The following is a 16,302-nucleotide window of genomic DNA, read 5'->3' as shown; positions in this document are numbered from 1 at the left end:
CTTTTTACTTCATGCCTGCGCGGTATCATCACCCGATATCAGCTAAACCAACTTGTTAGGTAAAAGCTAACAAGAACTTAGATTATAGTTACTATCATTAGCTTAAGTCTAACTTTATCCTTATCTCCTTATCAAGAAGTGACCTGTTCGTGAGGCATTGCGAGCGGTCGCGCTCTATCCAAACAGTTGAACGATATTGAGGCTAGTTATGATCAAACGGACAGACGTGTTAATCGTTGGTGGAGGCTTTGCTGGTGTTTCTGTGGCCCAAAAGTTAGCTAAGCAGGGTATGCAGGTGGTATTGGTTGACCGAAAGGACCATTTTGAAGTGACCTTTGCCACATTACGTAATGCGATAGCGCCTAACTTACTGACTGCTAATCCACGTAAATATTATCGTGACTTTATTCAGGGCGATTTTGTTCAAGCAGATGTGGTTTCCATGGATGACCGGATAGCAAAGTCATCGAATGGATTAGAGATCCACTTTAAGCAGGCAGTTATCGCGACAGGCAGTCGCTACCCAACCTTGCCGATAGCTAAATCTACATCAGCTTATACGATTTCCGAGCGTGAGCAAGAAATGCGGAATGAGCAAAAAATACTGGCGAAATCTCAGTCAGTTTTGATTGTAGGAGGCGGTACCGTTGGCGTGGAGCTGGCCGGGGAAATTAGCAGCGCTTTTCCCAATAAAACCGTGACGTTAGTCCATTCTAAAGATGTACTACTTGGCCATCTTAAGCCTAAAGCTCAGAACAAGGCGCTAGAACAGCTTACGGCTAAGGGTGTTAGCGTACATCTCAATACCCGGTTAGTTAAAGAAGGTGCAATTTACCGTTCTATGAATACTCAAGAAACTTTCAAGGCAGACTTGATTTATGAATGTGTAGGTATGTCGCCAAATACCGAGTTTCTAAAAACAGAATTACCCGGTGTGTTAGATAAGATGGGATTAATTAAAGTGGACGAATATATGCGGGTTAGGGGTTATTCTAACCTTTATGCGATAGGTGATTGCTCTACTCTGGATGAAAATAAGCACGGCTATATAGCAAATGTTCAAGGAGGCATCTTAGCGAGCGTTATCATTAATCAAGCCAAAGGTAAAAAGGCTAAGCCTTATAAAACACCTAGTTATGCCATTGTTACGCCGACCGGTACAGAGACAGGTGTAGCTCAAATGCCCTTTGGTGTTTTTACTTCAAAGCTATTTGTTAACCTGAAACAAAAAGACATGGGGATAGGCCACATGCTTAAAGCGAGCGGTACAACTCCAGACTTACTTAGCTAGAGCTTTTTGGTATACAGTAGAGTACCTCTAATTAAAATCTACCAGTCTCTAAGGTTTCTCTGAATAGACATTCTCACTGACCATTGAAAATCAAGTAAGAGGTAGTCCAGATACTAGCCATACTTGCCAGATGCGTATGAGGCGGCATAGAGGTGTTACTGCCATTAGTAGTAGTTTATTTACGTAGTTAGGTTCCCCGTCTGAATTTATTATAGGAAATTAGAGGGCCTTTTCTTCTTAATTTGCGGTATTGCGTATTTACGTTCTTCAACGTAATGTTTGTGCCGAAAGCATGAGAATGTAAGAAGTGAGTCCCGGCTCTTATGGGTTTCTACTAGGTACCCGTAAGAGCTGCGAAGGTCCCAAACTCATGGAAGGCTCCTTTCATGTGATGAATATTTTTCATAGGCTGTAATCTCAATGGGAAATTGAGCATAGGTAGGAGGTCTGTATGTTTATAGGAGAGGTGTCAAGAAGGACGAATCTCACTGTAAAAGCGATAAGATTTTATGAGGAAAAAGGCCTCATTGCCGTTCCTAAAAGGCAGGGCAGATATAGAGTCTATACGGCAGAAGATGTTGAAATTCTTACTTTGATCTCAGAAGCCAAAGTACTTGGGGTGACTTTGGCTGAGTTGAAGGATGTTATTCGGTACCATAATGGAGAGGTTGATTGGGCTCGAATCAGCGTTTTTCTGAAGAAAGTAAAAAGGAAAATTGAGGCTGAATTGGAATCACTTTCTAGTAAAGCTGAAAAGGTTGATCAGTGTATTGCTTCTATAGATTCCTGCCATAAAAGTCTTGACTCTCCCCTTAAGGGGAGACGGTAGACTTTTCATCATGTCTTTAAGCAATAGTATGACGCGATGAAAAATATCCTACTTTTAAATGGCAATCCAAAGAAGAACAGTTTTGTTAAGCAGTTGAGCGATGTCTATGAGTCTGAGGCAAAGAAGCAGGCAAATGTTCGGCGATATAACCTGTCGGAAATGGACTTCAATTCGAATTTAGAGTTTGGGTACGATGACTATCAAGTATTGGAGGATTGTCTATATGAATTTCAAGAGGCTCTTAAATGGGCACAGCATATTGTTGTGATGTCGCCTATTTGGTGGGGCGGATTGCCAGGAAAGCTCAAAGGCTTGATTGATCGATCTTTTCTTCCCGGAATTACCTTTAAATTTGAGAGTGGTAGTGCAGAGCCCATAAAGCTTCTTAAAGGCAAAACATCAAGAATAATTTTGACAATGGATGCGCCTACGGAATATTTAGAAGAACAAGCAAAGCCAGTATTAGAGCAGCTTGATCGATTTACTCTTCAATACTGTGGTTTTTCAAAAGCAGAGGTTAATTTATTTGGTTCAATGATTTTGTCTGATAAGAATCAACAGGGTTCCTGGTTGAAAACTGTTAAAGCACTTGGTGCTAGATGTATCTAGCCTAGAACAAATCAATCTATGTTAGTTATGACTTCCTAATGGCAACCAATACACTTGACGATACCTTAACTTCAATAGTTATGATTATTGGCAACAAATCCTGTATAAAAGCCATTTACCCTATGGAACTTTCGGGGAAAATTTGACAGTCTCTGGGCTTATCGAAGATGAAGTCTTTATCGGCGACCAATTTAGCATAGGCGATTGTCTCCTCGAGGTAAGTCAGCCAAGAATTCCATGTTTTAAACTCAATATGGCTTTAGATAATGATAATACCGTTAAATTATTTAAAGATTACTTCAACACTGGTGTGTATTTTAGGGTGCTTGGGGAAGGTTATATAGGACAAGAAAAAAACTAAGTAAAGTTGCTGAGGCTCCTGGTTCTGTCAGTGTAAATGCCATGTTTAGAGCCTTATTTGATAAGGAGTATGCTTTTAGCAAACAAGTACTTGAGGCCGTCCATCAATTGCGGCCCCTCTCCCAAGAGTGGCGAGAAAAAGTGGAAAGACGCCTGAAGAGGATTGATTAGATAAGCAGTTTTGTGATGGCTCGTAAGACCTTCCTGTTTGTATCTTTGGTCAATGGCGCTAAAGTATTATGCCTGCACTTCAGATTGATTCGCACTGCCAAGATGAACGGCCTTGCCCCCTAAATGTATTACGTCAAGTTGCTTGAGCAGATTCCTCACTGTCAATCCGTTGAGGGTTATGAGCCACTGCTACCTTGGGGCATCCAACTTGAGAGAGTGGAGTGGCCATTAATAGTTAACGCCTTTAAGTTCTGATAATTATTTCAAATCTGCTTTGAGCGCATTGATACCGTGCTTGCCAAGAACACATTTCACAAATACGCTTTACTAAGTACAGCCCTTGCCCCAAGCCGGAACTATGTTTGTTTTTTGCACTTTCAGTAAAAGGATCTTTTATCAACTTCTGCTGAATCTCATCAATTTTATTCGAAAAATGTAAATTTCCTTGTGAAAATTTAATGCTCAATTTATGGTCGCTGGCGTAATGATCTGCATTTTCTATGAGGTTAGTAAAAAGGTGCAGTAACAAATTTTCATTAGCTCGCACCTTTTCTTCAGCAGAAACCTGAAGTTCAAAAGTTAAAAGGCTATCAGGGCTTGCTTGTACATGATTTAATATCGATTTTTCAAGTACAAACAATAAGCTTACCTCCTGGCGTTCCAGTGACTCCTGCCTTGCCAGAGCCAGCAGAGTTGATATAGTTCTTTGCATCTCTGATGAAGATTTTTGTAGCCTCTCAATCTCCATTAAAGATATTCTGCCAGTACCAGCTACCTTGCTGATAATATTACGTAATACACTCAATGGAGTTCTGAGTTCATGACTAATGTCCCGAGTAAAGTCGGACTCACGCTTTAAGATGACTTGTTTATACAATAAGGTATCTTCAAAAGTCTTTGCCAAATAACCTATTTCATCTTTAGGGTAAGCTCTGGCGAAGCCCGGCGAAATGGGCTGCTGCTTACTTCTTGAGATTGCATAAGCAAGAGATTGTAGAGGCTTTAAAGTATAACTTGATACCCAGAAGGCCAGCAATAAACCTAAAACTACGAGTAACACAAGCATCAATGATAGCCATATCGTTACTTCTGGTAGAAAATCAGTACTAACTTCGTAAGCGGAAATGTCTGCAACTAATACCATTTCCAGCTCCCCCAGAATTACTGGTTTGATATGGAGAGTTGGACCTCGATCTAATACAAATTCAACTCTTTCTGGATCTTGCTCTAGCAAAACAGGAATATTACCTGGCAAAGCACTTCTACTTCCATACAACTGAATAAACTGCAATCTTGGAGTTGTAATTTCTCCAGATGATTTATAGACTTCCTTGAGATATACGGCCTCATTATTGACTAATCTATTAAAAATATTATCTTCTACTACCCAAGCATAAGCCACTATTACAAGACTATAAAGCAAACCCAAAAAAATTGAGTAAATTGCAATTAAATACAAGGTGCGCTGCTGTATGCCTTTCTTTGGCCACTGAGCTGGGTTATTCATATGGCACATCTAATTTATATCCAACCCCATGAATATTTTTTAGCATGTTATATGAAAAAGGCTTATCCAATATACTTCTCAATATATAGATATGTGATCGTAATACATCACTATCAGGAAAATTGTCTCCCCAAATTTTACTTAATAGTTCAGAGCGGGTCATAGCTTGAGGGAACGCCTTGGCGAGTAACAATAGTAGTTTGAAGTCTGTACGACTGAGCTTTAGAGTCTGCCCTCGGCGGGTAGCTTTATGCTGGCGTATATCAATACACAATTCTCCAATATTAAGGATTTGAGATCGATAAAGGTTATGTCGACGATATAAGGCCTTACACCGCATAGCCACCTCTTCCAATGAAAATGGCTTGGTTAGATAATCATCAGCACCAGCTTCAAAACCAATCCCTTTATCATAAATACTATCTCTAGCGGTGAGCATCAACACCGGGGTATTCACTTCATAATTAGTTTTGATCTGTCGGCATAACTTAATACCATCAATATCAGGCAACATTAAGTCCAGCAATACTACATCATATTGATGTTGTTGGAACAGGCTATACCCCATCTTGCCACTACTGGCATAGTCTACCTGGAACAGTTGTTGCTCTAAAAAGTCGCACACCTGGCAAGCGATGTCTGTATTGTCTTCAATTAATAAAGCTGTCAGGCTCATGATTACCTCTTAGTCAGCACTATTTCGTAAAGATAACACTTTGTTGATGGCCAAGTCATATCCAGCAGCGATAGCTTCTGCATTCGGAGTTACTGGGATATCTGGTATTACACCGCTAACTTTATTGTCCCCATTGGGCCTTACCAGCTTGCGTGTAGTGATATAAGCCCTCAATTGTGAATGTGGCAAATTAAACAAGTTACCTTGCGCAGTTTGGTTAGAGTAGCCTTCCGTTTTCTGACCAATCAATGTAGCAAATTGATGATCTTGAGCCGCACTAGAAAATACGATAGCAGCAGAATAAGTAACCGGGCTAATCAGTATATAAACTTCTCCTTCAAATAAGTTATTATTATCTATGGGGCGGTGCCATTCATCCCAGTCGTATAGAATCAATTCTCCAGCTTTTCCCTTATAGTTAAAAAGCCCTCGATTTTGTTGATTCAATTTTTCTGTCATATAAGAAATCATACGAAACTCTTTGTGGGCAATATAGCTTAATAAATAGGTGGCACTATCAGTATTACCCCCTAAGTTTTCGCGCAAATCGATAATCAAGCATGTAATTTTTCTATTTTTGATATCAGTAAAAGCTTGATCGATAAACTCGCTAAACCAGTCCAATCCTACATCAAAGCTGCCTATATGAAGATAAGCAGTGTCATCTGATATGACTTTAAAATAGAAGTCCTGCCTGCCATTGATAATTTCATCTTGAAGGTGCCAGTTTTGTTTGGAAAGTAACTGGGTAGTATGATTGGATCGGCTCACAGGTTCCTGCCATTTCAATTCAAAATCGTCAATAAACCCAAAGACAGCCCATAACATTACACCAAACCGTTTAGTAATAATTTGCTCTCTTAGAAAGCGAGACTCCCCACCTGCAAACTTTTGCATATGATCCATCAAGGTTTGAATACTTTGACCATTAATTCCTGTAATTCTTGCCCCTGCCGGCACTGATTGCCTACCATTTATATACGTATTCTTTGTTACGATACTACCATCAGGAGTTAAAGTAACAGCCAATGGAAAGGGCTTTTTGCCACTGGCTATAAGTTTTTCATACTCCTGATAAGGCCATATCAGAAAAGAATGACCATCATTAAACTTGTGCGCCAGTTGCCCTACAATTCGATAGAAATGGAGTCGATTCATAGAATCAGAGATTTGTAGCTGTAAGTCTCTCACCGCTTCTTCCAGCTCCTGCAAATCGGTATAATGATCTAGTGCCGGATGTCTTTCTAAAGCCCCCAAGTAGAATGCCTCCACATCTTCTCGCATTTCAGCAACAGTTAATTTTTTTTCCAACAAAGAGCTGTCTGTTAACTCAGGAAAAATCTCTAGATGTGATGATCTACAAGCAATAACCAATACTGAACTTACCAGAAAAAAACAAATTTGATATAACCTTTTCATTTCGAAAACTCAAGTTTGAAATGAGCAGCTTAACAATGGGGTTGTGAAGATTCTGTCAAGCTACGTGATAGCAAAGCTAGAAGCTATTCCATTAACTCAACAGGCCTAGTTAAACACCCAGTTCAACTTGCGTCAGCTAAAGGCAGGTAGTTTGTTTGGCATTGCATCTCTGTTATTTGGGTAAGTTACAACCCCAGGAGCAGTTCTGGAAACCCAGCAAATAGAGTATTGACACCGGAGCTGATAAAATGTTGTAAATTCAATAGCTTGTCTAGTTCTAGGAACCTAACGCCCAGGGCTCTTTCTCCCAATCCAACCTCTAGACATCACTTACCAAGCCTCCCACCAAGGAAAGCGCTCTCACTTCAATAGGTAGAGATCTAAGAAAGTGTGTTTCATGCAATGTATCTAATTGAGTGTATTTTCTACCAGGTTTATGTCTATCTGGTAGAAAGTGCAGTAACTATTGGGGCTATAGTATCGCTCAATCTTAATCCCGCAGAATAAAAATTGATCATTCGATTGATATTAGAAAATAGTGCTCGTTACTCCATAGTTTCCATCATCATCTATTCTTTTGGACAGACTTGTGGATTTACTTACAGCGAATAGGTGGATATCTGAGGGTGTATCTATAAATTTAAGATCGTCGTGTTCCGATAACTCTCTCTGTAACTGAGTGCTCAGTGTGGATTGGCAATACTAAATGAGCCGCAAGGTCAGTATATATGGAGGGCAAAAGGGAGGTCCGAACCTTCGCTATAGAGTCGCTTTTGTGTATATTTCATACAAATAGTCGGCGGATCACACCTCTTCTCACAAGAATCAGACAAAATTCATATGGACGTCAGGTGTTATAAAGCCTGAATAGATACATTGGTTGCTTATTACTTCATGTTTAAGCAAGGATATGTCATGAGGCACCTTTGTATTTCAATTGCTCTACTCTCACTCCTAACTTTGAGTGTTAACAGTTATAGTCAGGATACACCGACAGCTCTTGAAGGGCCCTATCTTGGACAGAAACCTCCTGGGTTGACTCCAAAGTTATTCGCTCCTAATCCCTCGAAAGAGTATCGGGATTGGGGTGGCTACTTTACGCCTGATATGCAGGAGTACTACGTTACAAGGAGATATCACCAAAGTGGTGAGTCTTCGAAAGTTGTATACAAGCTTGAGGGTAATCGTTGGTATGAATCGGAAGTGGCCTGGGGTGGCTCTATCTCACCTGATGGTCAAACAATGTATTCTAGAAATCGATATAGAGAGCGCACTGACAATGGTTGGTCAGAACCTAAAAGCCTGGGGCCACTATTTGAAGACTTTCGTATCATGCGCCTTACGGCTTCTGCAAAAGGAACCTTTGTATTTGATGAAGTAGGTTCAAATGGAGATGGTATTCTTCGCTATTCGCGTCTGTTAGATGGTAAGCGTGAAGCGCCAAAACCTTTTGGAGAGCAGATAAATACAGGCAAGTGGACTGCTCATCCGTTTATTGGCCCTGATGAGTCCTACATTATCTGGGATAGTGAAAGAGAGGGTGGATATGGTGATAGCGATATGTACATCAGTTTTCGTCAACAAGATGGCTCATGGGGTGCGGCTATTAACTTCGGTGATAAGATCAATACAGAGGGGGAAGATGGTGGTGGATATGTAACGCCCGATGGGAAATACCTTTTCTACTGTCGGCGTTGTACTCCACCGAATTTTGAAATAATGTGGGTAGATGCGAAGTTTATTGAGGCCCTTAGGCCTAAATAAAATTTACACTAAGCTACGCCTAGTTCTCTGTATCTATCATCATGTTGCTAAATTTAAATTCTTTAATGATATTTCCGGTCTTCACGATACATGAAGCCCCGGTTGGTCCCGCAGCAACCCGTTAAGTTGTATAGAATCCTTTCACCAAGTGAGAAAGTGAGCACCACACTAAGTGTGAGGGTGCTCACTTATATATATATTGCTCAACTCAGCCTCTATTAGCCACTTGCTACCGAAAACTTGAATCAATGTTGAGAGAAATCAGGTTAGATTAAGGTTTGTGCAAATAGAAAACGCAAAAAGATATGCGCGCCATAAAAACCTGTTCTTTCTGATAGTATTTTCTATTTGGCGCCGATGTTCAGCCTGAGACATTTATTGTAGAGCATGTAGCTAATGCCGGAGTTAAAATTGGATCGGGAGATCGTTCAGTGCGAGTAGATGCTCTTTTAGGGCTCTATGGTGGATTGAAATTTATACAAGGTGATATAAGTGTCTCAGATATGTGGGCTTTACATCTTTCTATTACTAAAAAAGGAGTGTCCTTTTGACTAAAGGTGAATGCAATTGTGGAGAGATAACTTATGAGATACAAGAATCCCTCACAGATTTATATATGTGCCACTGTTCAATCTGCCGTCGTTCCACAGGGAGTGGCGCTATTACTGTAGCTATTGTGCCTACTGAGAAGTTTAGTTGGGTTAAAGGTAAGGAGAACCTTAAGTATTGGTCTAAGCCCGGGCATGATTGGCATACAAATTTTTGCGCTACTTGCGGTTCTACTCTGCCCGGAGAGAATGATTCTTTAAATACTTACATCCCTGCAGGAAGCTTGGTGGATGGTAACGAGAATCTAAAAGTGGTTCATCATTTATGGGTTGACTCAAAGGCCTCTTGGGAAGTAATAGGTGACGCCGGGAAGCAGCATCCCAAGGGGTTTGGATCTTAAATTATTTAACGTCCTGGTTTATTGCGCTTTATATTTTTACTCATTATTACGCGTGTAGTGACAGGGAGATTAATTTTGGAGTGAGTTTTGTCTCTTGATCTTGAGAATACAAAGTAGTTTTAGGTGTATTACTACTGGGGTGTAAGGAAAGAATACACCGCACTCGAGACACGCTGTGAATACATCCCTGTAAGCTCCTAATCGGCATCCATGCCTCATAGGGTCTCGAGAGCAGTGTATTATTTCCTTCTCCCTTTTTAGTATCTCGGGTGTAATAGCCAGAGAGGAAACTCATTCTTCTGTTCAGGAAATTGCCGAAACAAGCCCATATCCTCTATCTAATGTCCAAATAAAAGCAATTGCGCTGCAGAGTCCAGCAACAGAATAACGTATCCGGATTTCCCATTCCTTTTTCCACAGCCTGGCTAAATAGGCAAGGGGCCATATGGCAAGAATTATGAGTACTTGCCCGGCTTCTATTCCCAGGTTGAAGGCCAAGAGGCTTTGCCAGATATTCGGGGAGTCAACTTGGAGTATTTCATGTAATACAAATGAAAAACCCAGGCCATGGAGTAGGCCGAGCATACAGGTGCCGATAAAAATTGTACTTTCGCTGCCTGTGATCTTAGTGTCTTCCCTGTGTAGTGATATCCAGGCCATATAGATTATGGATAGGGCGATACCGGTTTCTACCATTGATACGAACCAGCTGACTGTGGGAACAAAGCCAAAGAATCCGGCTGAGAGGGTGATACTGTGACCGATGGTAAAGCCGGTAGCGCGCCACAAGAGTAGGGGTAGGCTGAGTGCACCGAGGCTTAGGCAGAGTACAAACAACACGTGGTCCAGCCCCTTCAGGATATGGGCGATGCCCTCCGCCAGAAAAGTCTTCACAGCGTCTATTGAGGAGTGGGTAATCAATAGTGCCTCTTGCATAAGACCGCGTGAGCGAAAGACCTGGGTCTTACCTGGGTTGTAATCCAGTACCAGGTTGGCGGTGTCTTCCTGGTTGGGGAGGCCGGGGTTAAGAGAGCTGGATAGTTGGTATTCTCCAAGGGGAGCTTCCAGAGGGTAGAAGATCTGAATATCAACCAAGGTGTCACCCACATACAACCTTTGATTGGTGTCTTCAGGTAGGTATTGGTGCAAAAATGCCTGCTGTGCCTCCTCCAGAGTTGCAAAACCTGGTTCATTTCCTATCCGATACAGGCGCACGGCTTTTACATCGCCTTTTATCTGCTTGTCAGTATTGCGGAGAAGAGTGGCTCTCTCTGCAATATTACCGAGTCCTAGAGGCGCTAGCTCCAGCTGCTGAAAATCCACATAATGGACCAAGCCGCCTTGATCCAATGAGTTTTTGGTATAGGGCGCGGGTTGTGGGAGTTTGCCAGTATAGGGGTCGCGACCCTTTTTTGTTTTATCTGCCAGTAAATAGGGCATAGGCACTCTCATATATAGGTTGGCACCACTGGCTGTGTGCTCTATATGGAAAATCCGTACATTGAGGTTGAGAAGGAAGTGCGCTTGTGCTTGCCCGCTGAGGCTGGATATGAGGAGGTATAGAGCGATCATCGCGGGCAACTTGGGTGTGCTGTTTTTCATGGCTCAAACTATTTCTCTATTTTTGTTCTTACCGTACGGATAGGGGGTTAAATCCTGCGATTTTCCAGTGGTTATCAGACTGGATAATTGCGATATTGGCCCGGGTCTCTTGCGGTCTTTGTTCAAAGTGTCCCCAGCTTCGGTCCTCTACTACCGCTTGCCAACTTGTAATTAACCGGAATCCTTTGTTGCCATTCAGGTTAATTTGACTGGAGTACTCGACTTTAAGATTTGTAATAGCACTGATTGATCCCAAGCCACCACTCGTTGTTTGGGGGCGATAAATTTGTGCCAGATTTGAATAGGTACTTTCGAACCCTTCCTTGGTAATCAGGTTTTTCAGCTTTAATTCCAGATTGATCGGTAGAGGCTCTTTAAATGCGGCTGCAACTTTTAACAGTAGCTGTTCTGTTACTTGGCCCAAGTCTCGTTTTTTAGCGGTTCCAGGGAGGTTTACCCGGTATTCTTCTGGAAGATTGAGGTACAAAGCGACAGCTGAGATTATTATGGCGGTATAGATAATAGTTGAACCCTTGCGGCCTAAAATTGAGTGTTTGGTGGATAGCGTCAATACAATTATCGTAATAATAAGAAATGAAAATAGGATAGCCATAGGGACCGCTAGGCTAGGGGTTTCTATTACGAGTGGATCGCTATTTGGAGGGCGGTAATCGTATAGGTAGTTGTGCCACTGAATATCAGGAAATGAAGGAATTACATGGGTGGGGAATGGACCTGTAGGGTCCTGAATAAGGGTGGGAACGGAGTTGATCGTATCGGTGAATAGATTCCAGTCTACGGTAACACTCTGGGGCAGTGCATCGATGGAAAATTTTTCCCGGTAGCCAATCATCACTGAGCCCATTTCAATAGTGTCATTCTCTGAAACCTGTGAGTACCCGCTATTATTTGCGCGAAGAAAAACAGTCTCAATGCTATTCGGCTGTGAGGGCGACTGATCAATAGAAGTTGGATTTTTATTATTTAGATAGCTGCGTACTGTGTGGTGCAGGAAGGCCTTACTTTCTGGTGTTAATAGTTGCCAGGCATCGAAAGGGTGATTAGTCCACTCCAGTAAGTCCTTGGTGCGCACGAGTATCTCATGACGTATCTGGCGGGGCTCTACGTAGAGGAAAGACATTAGAGGGTAGCGATTATGCCGACTAATATTGGTGTTCTTAAAATGTGTATTCCATGGGTCTTTCCAGTCGATAATGAGTGGTTCAGCTTGGGATAGGTAGTGAAAGCCGCTGATAGGTGTTTGCCCGTGGCGACTGGTAAAGCCAATTGTCACGGATGCCAGCTTATCACTACCGATGGGTGGTTTTAGTTGCAGGACTGAAAGTCCACCGATTGGATATTTCAGCTGAGTTAAAAGAATCTTTTTATCTGCCGGGAAATCCGGCATTTTTATGCCGGTGCGGGGATCGGTTTGCCCAGCAAAAGGGGAAATTCTAGGTTTCCTCTGGGCTACTCGAATTGAGATGACTTTGGGCTTAATGCTCTTATTTCCAGAGAGCACTTGAAAATCGAAAGATTGCTGGATTTTTGCCGATTGGGCCAGTCGATAAATGTCTGGTGTATCTCCAATTCCTGGCCAAAATAGTTTGGCATCGCTTGCTGATATCTCGAATCTAATGTTTAGGATATTTTTTTGTATATCAATCTCCGCAACATTGTTGGCGGTCTCAGCGCCACTTAAACTGATGAAATCAGCCTTGCTGGTTGTTGATAATGCACAGATGAATAATATCAAGGCCAGGCTGATAAGTATTTTGTTGAATGATAAATAAAATTTCGTTTTGGGAGTCATGTGTTGTTTGGGCAGAGTTTATCAGTTGCACCTTATTCATTTTTGAAGGGGGATTAATTTAGTCTGGTGCTTCAAGATTAGTACCGAAGGCTGCATTGACTTCCCCGTAGATTTTCTCAATCAGCTTTTTATAAATTACTTTTCCGCCATAAATGGTAGGTATGAATACAACCTCAGTAGGGGCAGCTGGTAACTTTTCGGACTCCGCCTTTGTACTGCTGGGGTCCCAGGTCGGAAATTTCACTTGCCGGTTACTGATGGCCCATTCCATTCTGAGGGCGTCGAGATCGCCAGTGTGGTTGCTGAGCAAATGCTCGACATGAAAAGTTAATTTGTCGCTGTTACTCAATGCTGGCAGGAAGTAGGTGGTGGCTTGCTTTTGGCGAGGGGAGGCTATACGAGTGCCGGGCAAGTAAGCGTCCCCGATTGCCGAAGTCGTATTTTTCTTTTGTAGTTCTTGAGACCAGAGAGCGGCACTGAATCCAGATACCAGTAACAGAAGAGTAATACTGAAAAGCTGCAATAGGGTTTTAGTCGGAATCATCTTCTTGTACAGAGTTTACTTATGGGTTTTATGCCTTTAGGCAGCTTAGTTGATGATTCAAGTCACAATATGAGGGTAGGTTGGTATGGCGTGGAGTTTCGTTTTGAAACTTGAATAAGTTGGTGTTGCCAGTTTTGGGGGATACGGGGATTTAATTGATGACGACTAGATGATTCGGCAGTTCATCTTTAATGGTGCTGGTGGGTATCGCTTCGTGAAGTAGATCTCCGCATTGCTCAATACATGCCAGTAATGCCTCTCCAGCTTTTCCCCGCTTGATTTGTTGCACAAAATTTTCAACTACTCTCTGCCAGTTGTCATTGGTGATGTGTTGGGCAATGCCTCTGTCGGCCAGTATTTCTACATAGTGTTCGGCTTCTGAAACAAATATCAGTAGCCCGAGTCGGTCCTTGGTTGCGTGTAAATCCTGCTCCAGAAATTGCCTGCGGGCTAAATTTGAAGCTCGCCAGAATTTTATTTTCTTTGGTACCAGGCGCATGGTGATGGGGCGCCAGCGGAATATTACTGCCAGGACAATAAATAAAATCCACTGAAGCGTCACCGCCTGTTGGAGGTTGATCCAGAACGGCAGGAATTCGATCAGAGGGGAGACTAACAGTGTTAGGAATGCGGCCCATAGGGTAGAGATATAAAGGTAGTTGTCCGCTTCCTTGGCGACCACAGCCATGACTTCAGCGTCGGTGCGGGACTCTACTTCCTTGATTGCCTCTGCTACCTGGCGTTGATAAGTATTGGTGAGCATTACCATCCTCCCGATGCGCCCCCTCCGCCAAAACCTCCGCCGCCCCCGCTAAACCCGCCCCCAGAGCTGCCGCCGGATAGACCTCCGCCAAATCCACCTCCACCATAGTAGCCGCCGTAGCGCCCCCGCTTAAAAATGCGGCTCTGTGCAGGTGAACCCAGTACGGCACTGCCGAAGAGGTGTAGCATGACCAGCAGAAGGAACAGGCCTACCAGTACAGCAATTCGACGCCCCTCTTTGGTTTCTACGGGTTCAGCGACATATTCATTTATCGTCGCGGCGATAATTGATCGAACCCCTGCATTGATTCCGCCGCTAAAATCGCCATTGCGAAACTCTGGCAGTACTTTGGTTTGGATAATATTTGCCGCCAGTGCATCGGTTAGGGCTCCTTCCAGGCCGTAGCCTACTTCGATACGGACCTTTCTATCATTGGGCGCAATCAGGAAAAGCACTCCATTGTCTTTGTCTTTTTTTCCTAGCTTCCACTTGCGTGCCAGTTGGTTGGCATACTCCTCTATAGTGATGCCCTGAAGCTCGGGGATGGTGGCTACAACCAGCTGATTGTCGCTGTCGCGCTCATACTGCTGTATCAACTCAGTAAGTTGGTATCTCTCATCGGCCTTTAACAACTCTCCCTGATCTACTACCCGGCCGGAAAGCGCTGGAAATTGTACATCGGCCCAGGCTGCTAAGGCACAGACCAGAGCAATCAGGATGGTTATGGCAAGACTGGGGCGGTTCATTTTGGGGTCGATGGCGCCTGTCTATTGGAAGTTGACCTCAGGTGCCTTATCGGCATCTTCACTGGTGGCTTCGAAAGTTTCTCGAAGCGGCATATCCCTGTAGAGCACGGCATGCCAGATTCTTCCTGGAAAAGTGCGAATCTCGCGGTTGTAGCGCTCTACAGCCTGGATATAATCCCGGCGCGCGACACTGATGCGGTTTTCGGTGCCCTCTAACTGAGATTGCAGTGTGAGGAAGTTCTGGTTGGCTTTGAGGTCGGGGTATCGCTCTACCACCAACATAAGGCGGGATAGCGCGCTGGTTAACTGGCCTTGTGCTGCTTCGAACTGTTGCAGCTTGGCTGGGTCATTGAGAAGGTTGCCGTCAACCTGGAGAGAGCTGACTTTGGCCCTAGCCTCAGTGACGGCTTGTAGGGTTTCCCGTTCGTGGGATGCGTAAGCTTTTACGGTTTGCACCAGATTGGGAACCAGATCGGCACGGCGCTGGTATTGGTTTTGAACCTGGGCCCAGGTGGCTTTAACCTGCTCGTCATAGGTTGGGATATTGTTGACACCACAGCCGCTGAGGGTGGTTGCCAGCAGCAGTAGCAGTGAGCTCTGCCAAAAGGGCCAGCCGCTGGGGAGCGCAGAGGTCATGCGGAATATCCTTATTCTCACGTGAACCCATCAAGAATAGTCCGCCTGACTCCCGGCGCTGGAGAAGGCATCACCATGGAGCCAAAATGGCGTTAAAAGCAACAATATTTAAGGCCAAAGTCCAGATATCCGATATGGACAGGGATTATTACGCCGAACATCCGCTCACTTTGGCGCGACATCCTTCGGAAACAGATGAGCGTATGATGGTGCGCCTACTGGCTTTTGCGCACAATGCGGCGGAAACGCTGGAGTTTACCCGGGGATTGTCCTCCGATGAGGAAGCGGATCTCTGGCAAAAAAACCTGAGCGGGGAAATCGATCTCTGGATCGAAGTGGGGTTGCCCACTGAGGAACGAATTCGCAAAGCCTGCAACCGCTCGAAGCGCGTTATCGTATACAGTTACGGGCGCCGTGCAGCACCAATCTGGTGGCAGAAACAGGCCAGCCAATTGGAGCGCTTTGATAACCTTACCGTCTACCATTTAGCCGCTGATGCCACTGAGCAATTGGCGGCTATGGCTGAGCGCAATATGGACCTGAGTGCCACCATTCAGGATGGCCATATCTGGCTGGCTGATAGTGACAACAACGCGGAGATTACTCCGGAAACCTGGAAATAG

16 protein-coding genes are annotated in these 16,302 nt (G+C 43.7%); 7 read left to right on the top strand and 9 right to left on the bottom strand.

Annotated features, from left to right (window positions below):
* Nucleotides 1–208 precede the first annotated feature (208 nt).
* The 4 genes from ACJJII_RS22440 (at nucleotide 209) to ACJJII_RS22425 (ending at nucleotide 3,090) form a co-directional block, all read left to right on the top strand.
* The gene (locus tag ACJJII_RS22440; protein ID WP_444917795.1) at nucleotides 209–1,291 is read left to right on the top strand and encodes an NAD(P)/FAD-dependent oxidoreductase; all 1,083 of its coding nucleotides are present in this window, start codon (nucleotides 209–211) and stop codon (nucleotides 1,289–1,291) included.
* 451 nt (nucleotides 1,292–1,742) lie between these two features.
* Nucleotides 1,743–2,120: a MerR family transcriptional regulator gene (locus ACJJII_RS22435; protein ID WP_444898031.1), complete on the top strand. Its 378-nt coding sequence runs from the start codon at nucleotides 1,743–1,745 to the stop codon at nucleotides 2,118–2,120.
* 36 nt (nucleotides 2,121–2,156) lie between these two features.
* Entirely contained in the window at nucleotides 2,157–2,729 is a 573-nt protein-coding gene (locus ACJJII_RS22430) for an NAD(P)H-dependent oxidoreductase (protein ID WP_444917794.1), read from the top strand.
* A 97-nt stretch (nucleotides 2,730–2,826) separates the two neighbouring features.
* Nucleotides 2,827–3,090: an MOSC domain-containing protein gene (locus tag ACJJII_RS22425; RefSeq protein ID WP_444919294.1), complete on the top strand. Its 264-nt coding sequence runs from the start codon at nucleotides 2,827–2,829 to the stop codon at nucleotides 3,088–3,090.
* Nucleotides 3,091–3,504: 414 nt separating this feature from the next.
* Here the strand turns inward: ACJJII_RS22425 and ACJJII_RS22420 are convergent, their stop codons facing one another.
* Genes ACJJII_RS22420 through ACJJII_RS22410 form a run of 3 tightly spaced genes read right to left on the bottom strand, consistent with a single transcriptional unit; the run spans nucleotide 3,505 to nucleotide 6,862 of the window.
* Nucleotides 3,505–4,767: a sensor histidine kinase gene (locus tag ACJJII_RS22420; protein ID WP_444917793.1), complete on the bottom strand. Its 1,263-nt coding sequence runs from the start codon at nucleotides 4,765–4,767 to the stop codon at nucleotides 3,505–3,507.
* Entirely contained in the window at nucleotides 4,760–5,443 is a 684-nt protein-coding gene (locus ACJJII_RS22415) for a response regulator transcription factor (RefSeq protein WP_444911233.1), read from the bottom strand. The genes ACJJII_RS22420 and ACJJII_RS22415 overlap by 8 nt, the downstream gene beginning before the upstream one ends.
* A gap of 9 nt (nucleotides 5,444–5,452) precedes the next feature.
* Nucleotides 5,453–6,862, bottom strand: coding sequence for a S41 family peptidase (locus ACJJII_RS22410; RefSeq protein WP_444917792.1), 1,410 nt, complete (start codon nucleotides 6,860–6,862; stop codon nucleotides 5,453–5,455).
* A gap of 915 nt (nucleotides 6,863–7,777) precedes the next feature.
* Here ACJJII_RS22410 and ACJJII_RS22405 point away from each other — a divergent pair.
* Nucleotides 7,778–8,626, top strand: coding sequence for a TolB-like translocation protein (locus ACJJII_RS22405; RefSeq protein WP_444917791.1), 849 nt, complete (start codon nucleotides 7,778–7,780; stop codon nucleotides 8,624–8,626).
* A 547-nt stretch (nucleotides 8,627–9,173) separates the two neighbouring features.
* The gene (locus tag ACJJII_RS22400) at nucleotides 9,174–9,575 is read left to right on the top strand and encodes a GFA family protein (RefSeq protein WP_444917790.1); all 402 of its coding nucleotides are present in this window, start codon (nucleotides 9,174–9,176) and stop codon (nucleotides 9,573–9,575) included.
* Nucleotides 9,576–9,878: 303 nt separating this feature from the next.
* Here the strand turns inward: ACJJII_RS22400 and ACJJII_RS22395 are convergent, their stop codons facing one another.
* The 6 genes from ACJJII_RS22395 to ACJJII_RS22370 form a co-directional block, all read right to left on the bottom strand.
* The gene (locus tag ACJJII_RS22395; RefSeq protein ID WP_444917789.1) at nucleotides 9,879–11,177 is read right to left on the bottom strand and encodes a HupE/UreJ family protein; all 1,299 of its coding nucleotides are present in this window, start codon (nucleotides 11,175–11,177) and stop codon (nucleotides 9,879–9,881) included.
* Nucleotides 11,178–11,205: 28 nt separating this feature from the next.
* A complete protein-coding gene (locus tag ACJJII_RS22390) occupies nucleotides 11,206–12,933 on the bottom strand; it encodes a hypothetical protein (RefSeq protein ID WP_444917788.1) in 1,728 nt (575 codons plus the stop codon).
* Nucleotides 12,934–13,048: 115 nt separating this feature from the next.
* Entirely contained in the window at nucleotides 13,049–13,534 is a 486-nt protein-coding gene (locus tag ACJJII_RS22385; RefSeq protein ID WP_444917787.1) for a hypothetical protein, read from the bottom strand.
* Nucleotides 13,535–13,685: 151 nt separating this feature from the next.
* A complete protein-coding gene (locus ACJJII_RS22380) occupies nucleotides 13,686–14,297 on the bottom strand; it encodes a TPM domain-containing protein (protein WP_444911226.1) in 612 nt (203 codons plus the stop codon).
* Nucleotides 14,297–15,043 (bottom strand): TPM domain-containing protein, encoded by a 747-nt coding sequence (locus tag ACJJII_RS22375; RefSeq protein ID WP_444917786.1) that lies wholly within the window; start codon nucleotides 15,041–15,043, stop codon nucleotides 14,297–14,299. The genes ACJJII_RS22380 and ACJJII_RS22375 overlap by 1 nt, the downstream gene beginning before the upstream one ends.
* A 21-nt stretch (nucleotides 15,044–15,064) precedes the next feature.
* Complete coding sequence (locus ACJJII_RS22370; protein ID WP_413662768.1) at nucleotides 15,065–15,679, bottom strand: LemA family protein; 615 nt, start codon at nucleotides 15,677–15,679, stop codon at nucleotides 15,065–15,067.
* 86 nt (nucleotides 15,680–15,765) lie between these two features.
* Between ACJJII_RS22370 and ACJJII_RS22365 the strand changes: the two genes are divergently transcribed.
* Entirely contained in the window at nucleotides 15,766–16,302 is a 537-nt protein-coding gene (locus tag ACJJII_RS22365; protein ID WP_282931942.1) for a YaeQ family protein, read from the top strand.

Source organism: Microbulbifer maximicatervae (SeqCode), assembly GCF_052467825.1.
This window is presented reverse-complemented; position numbering and strand designations above follow the sequence as displayed.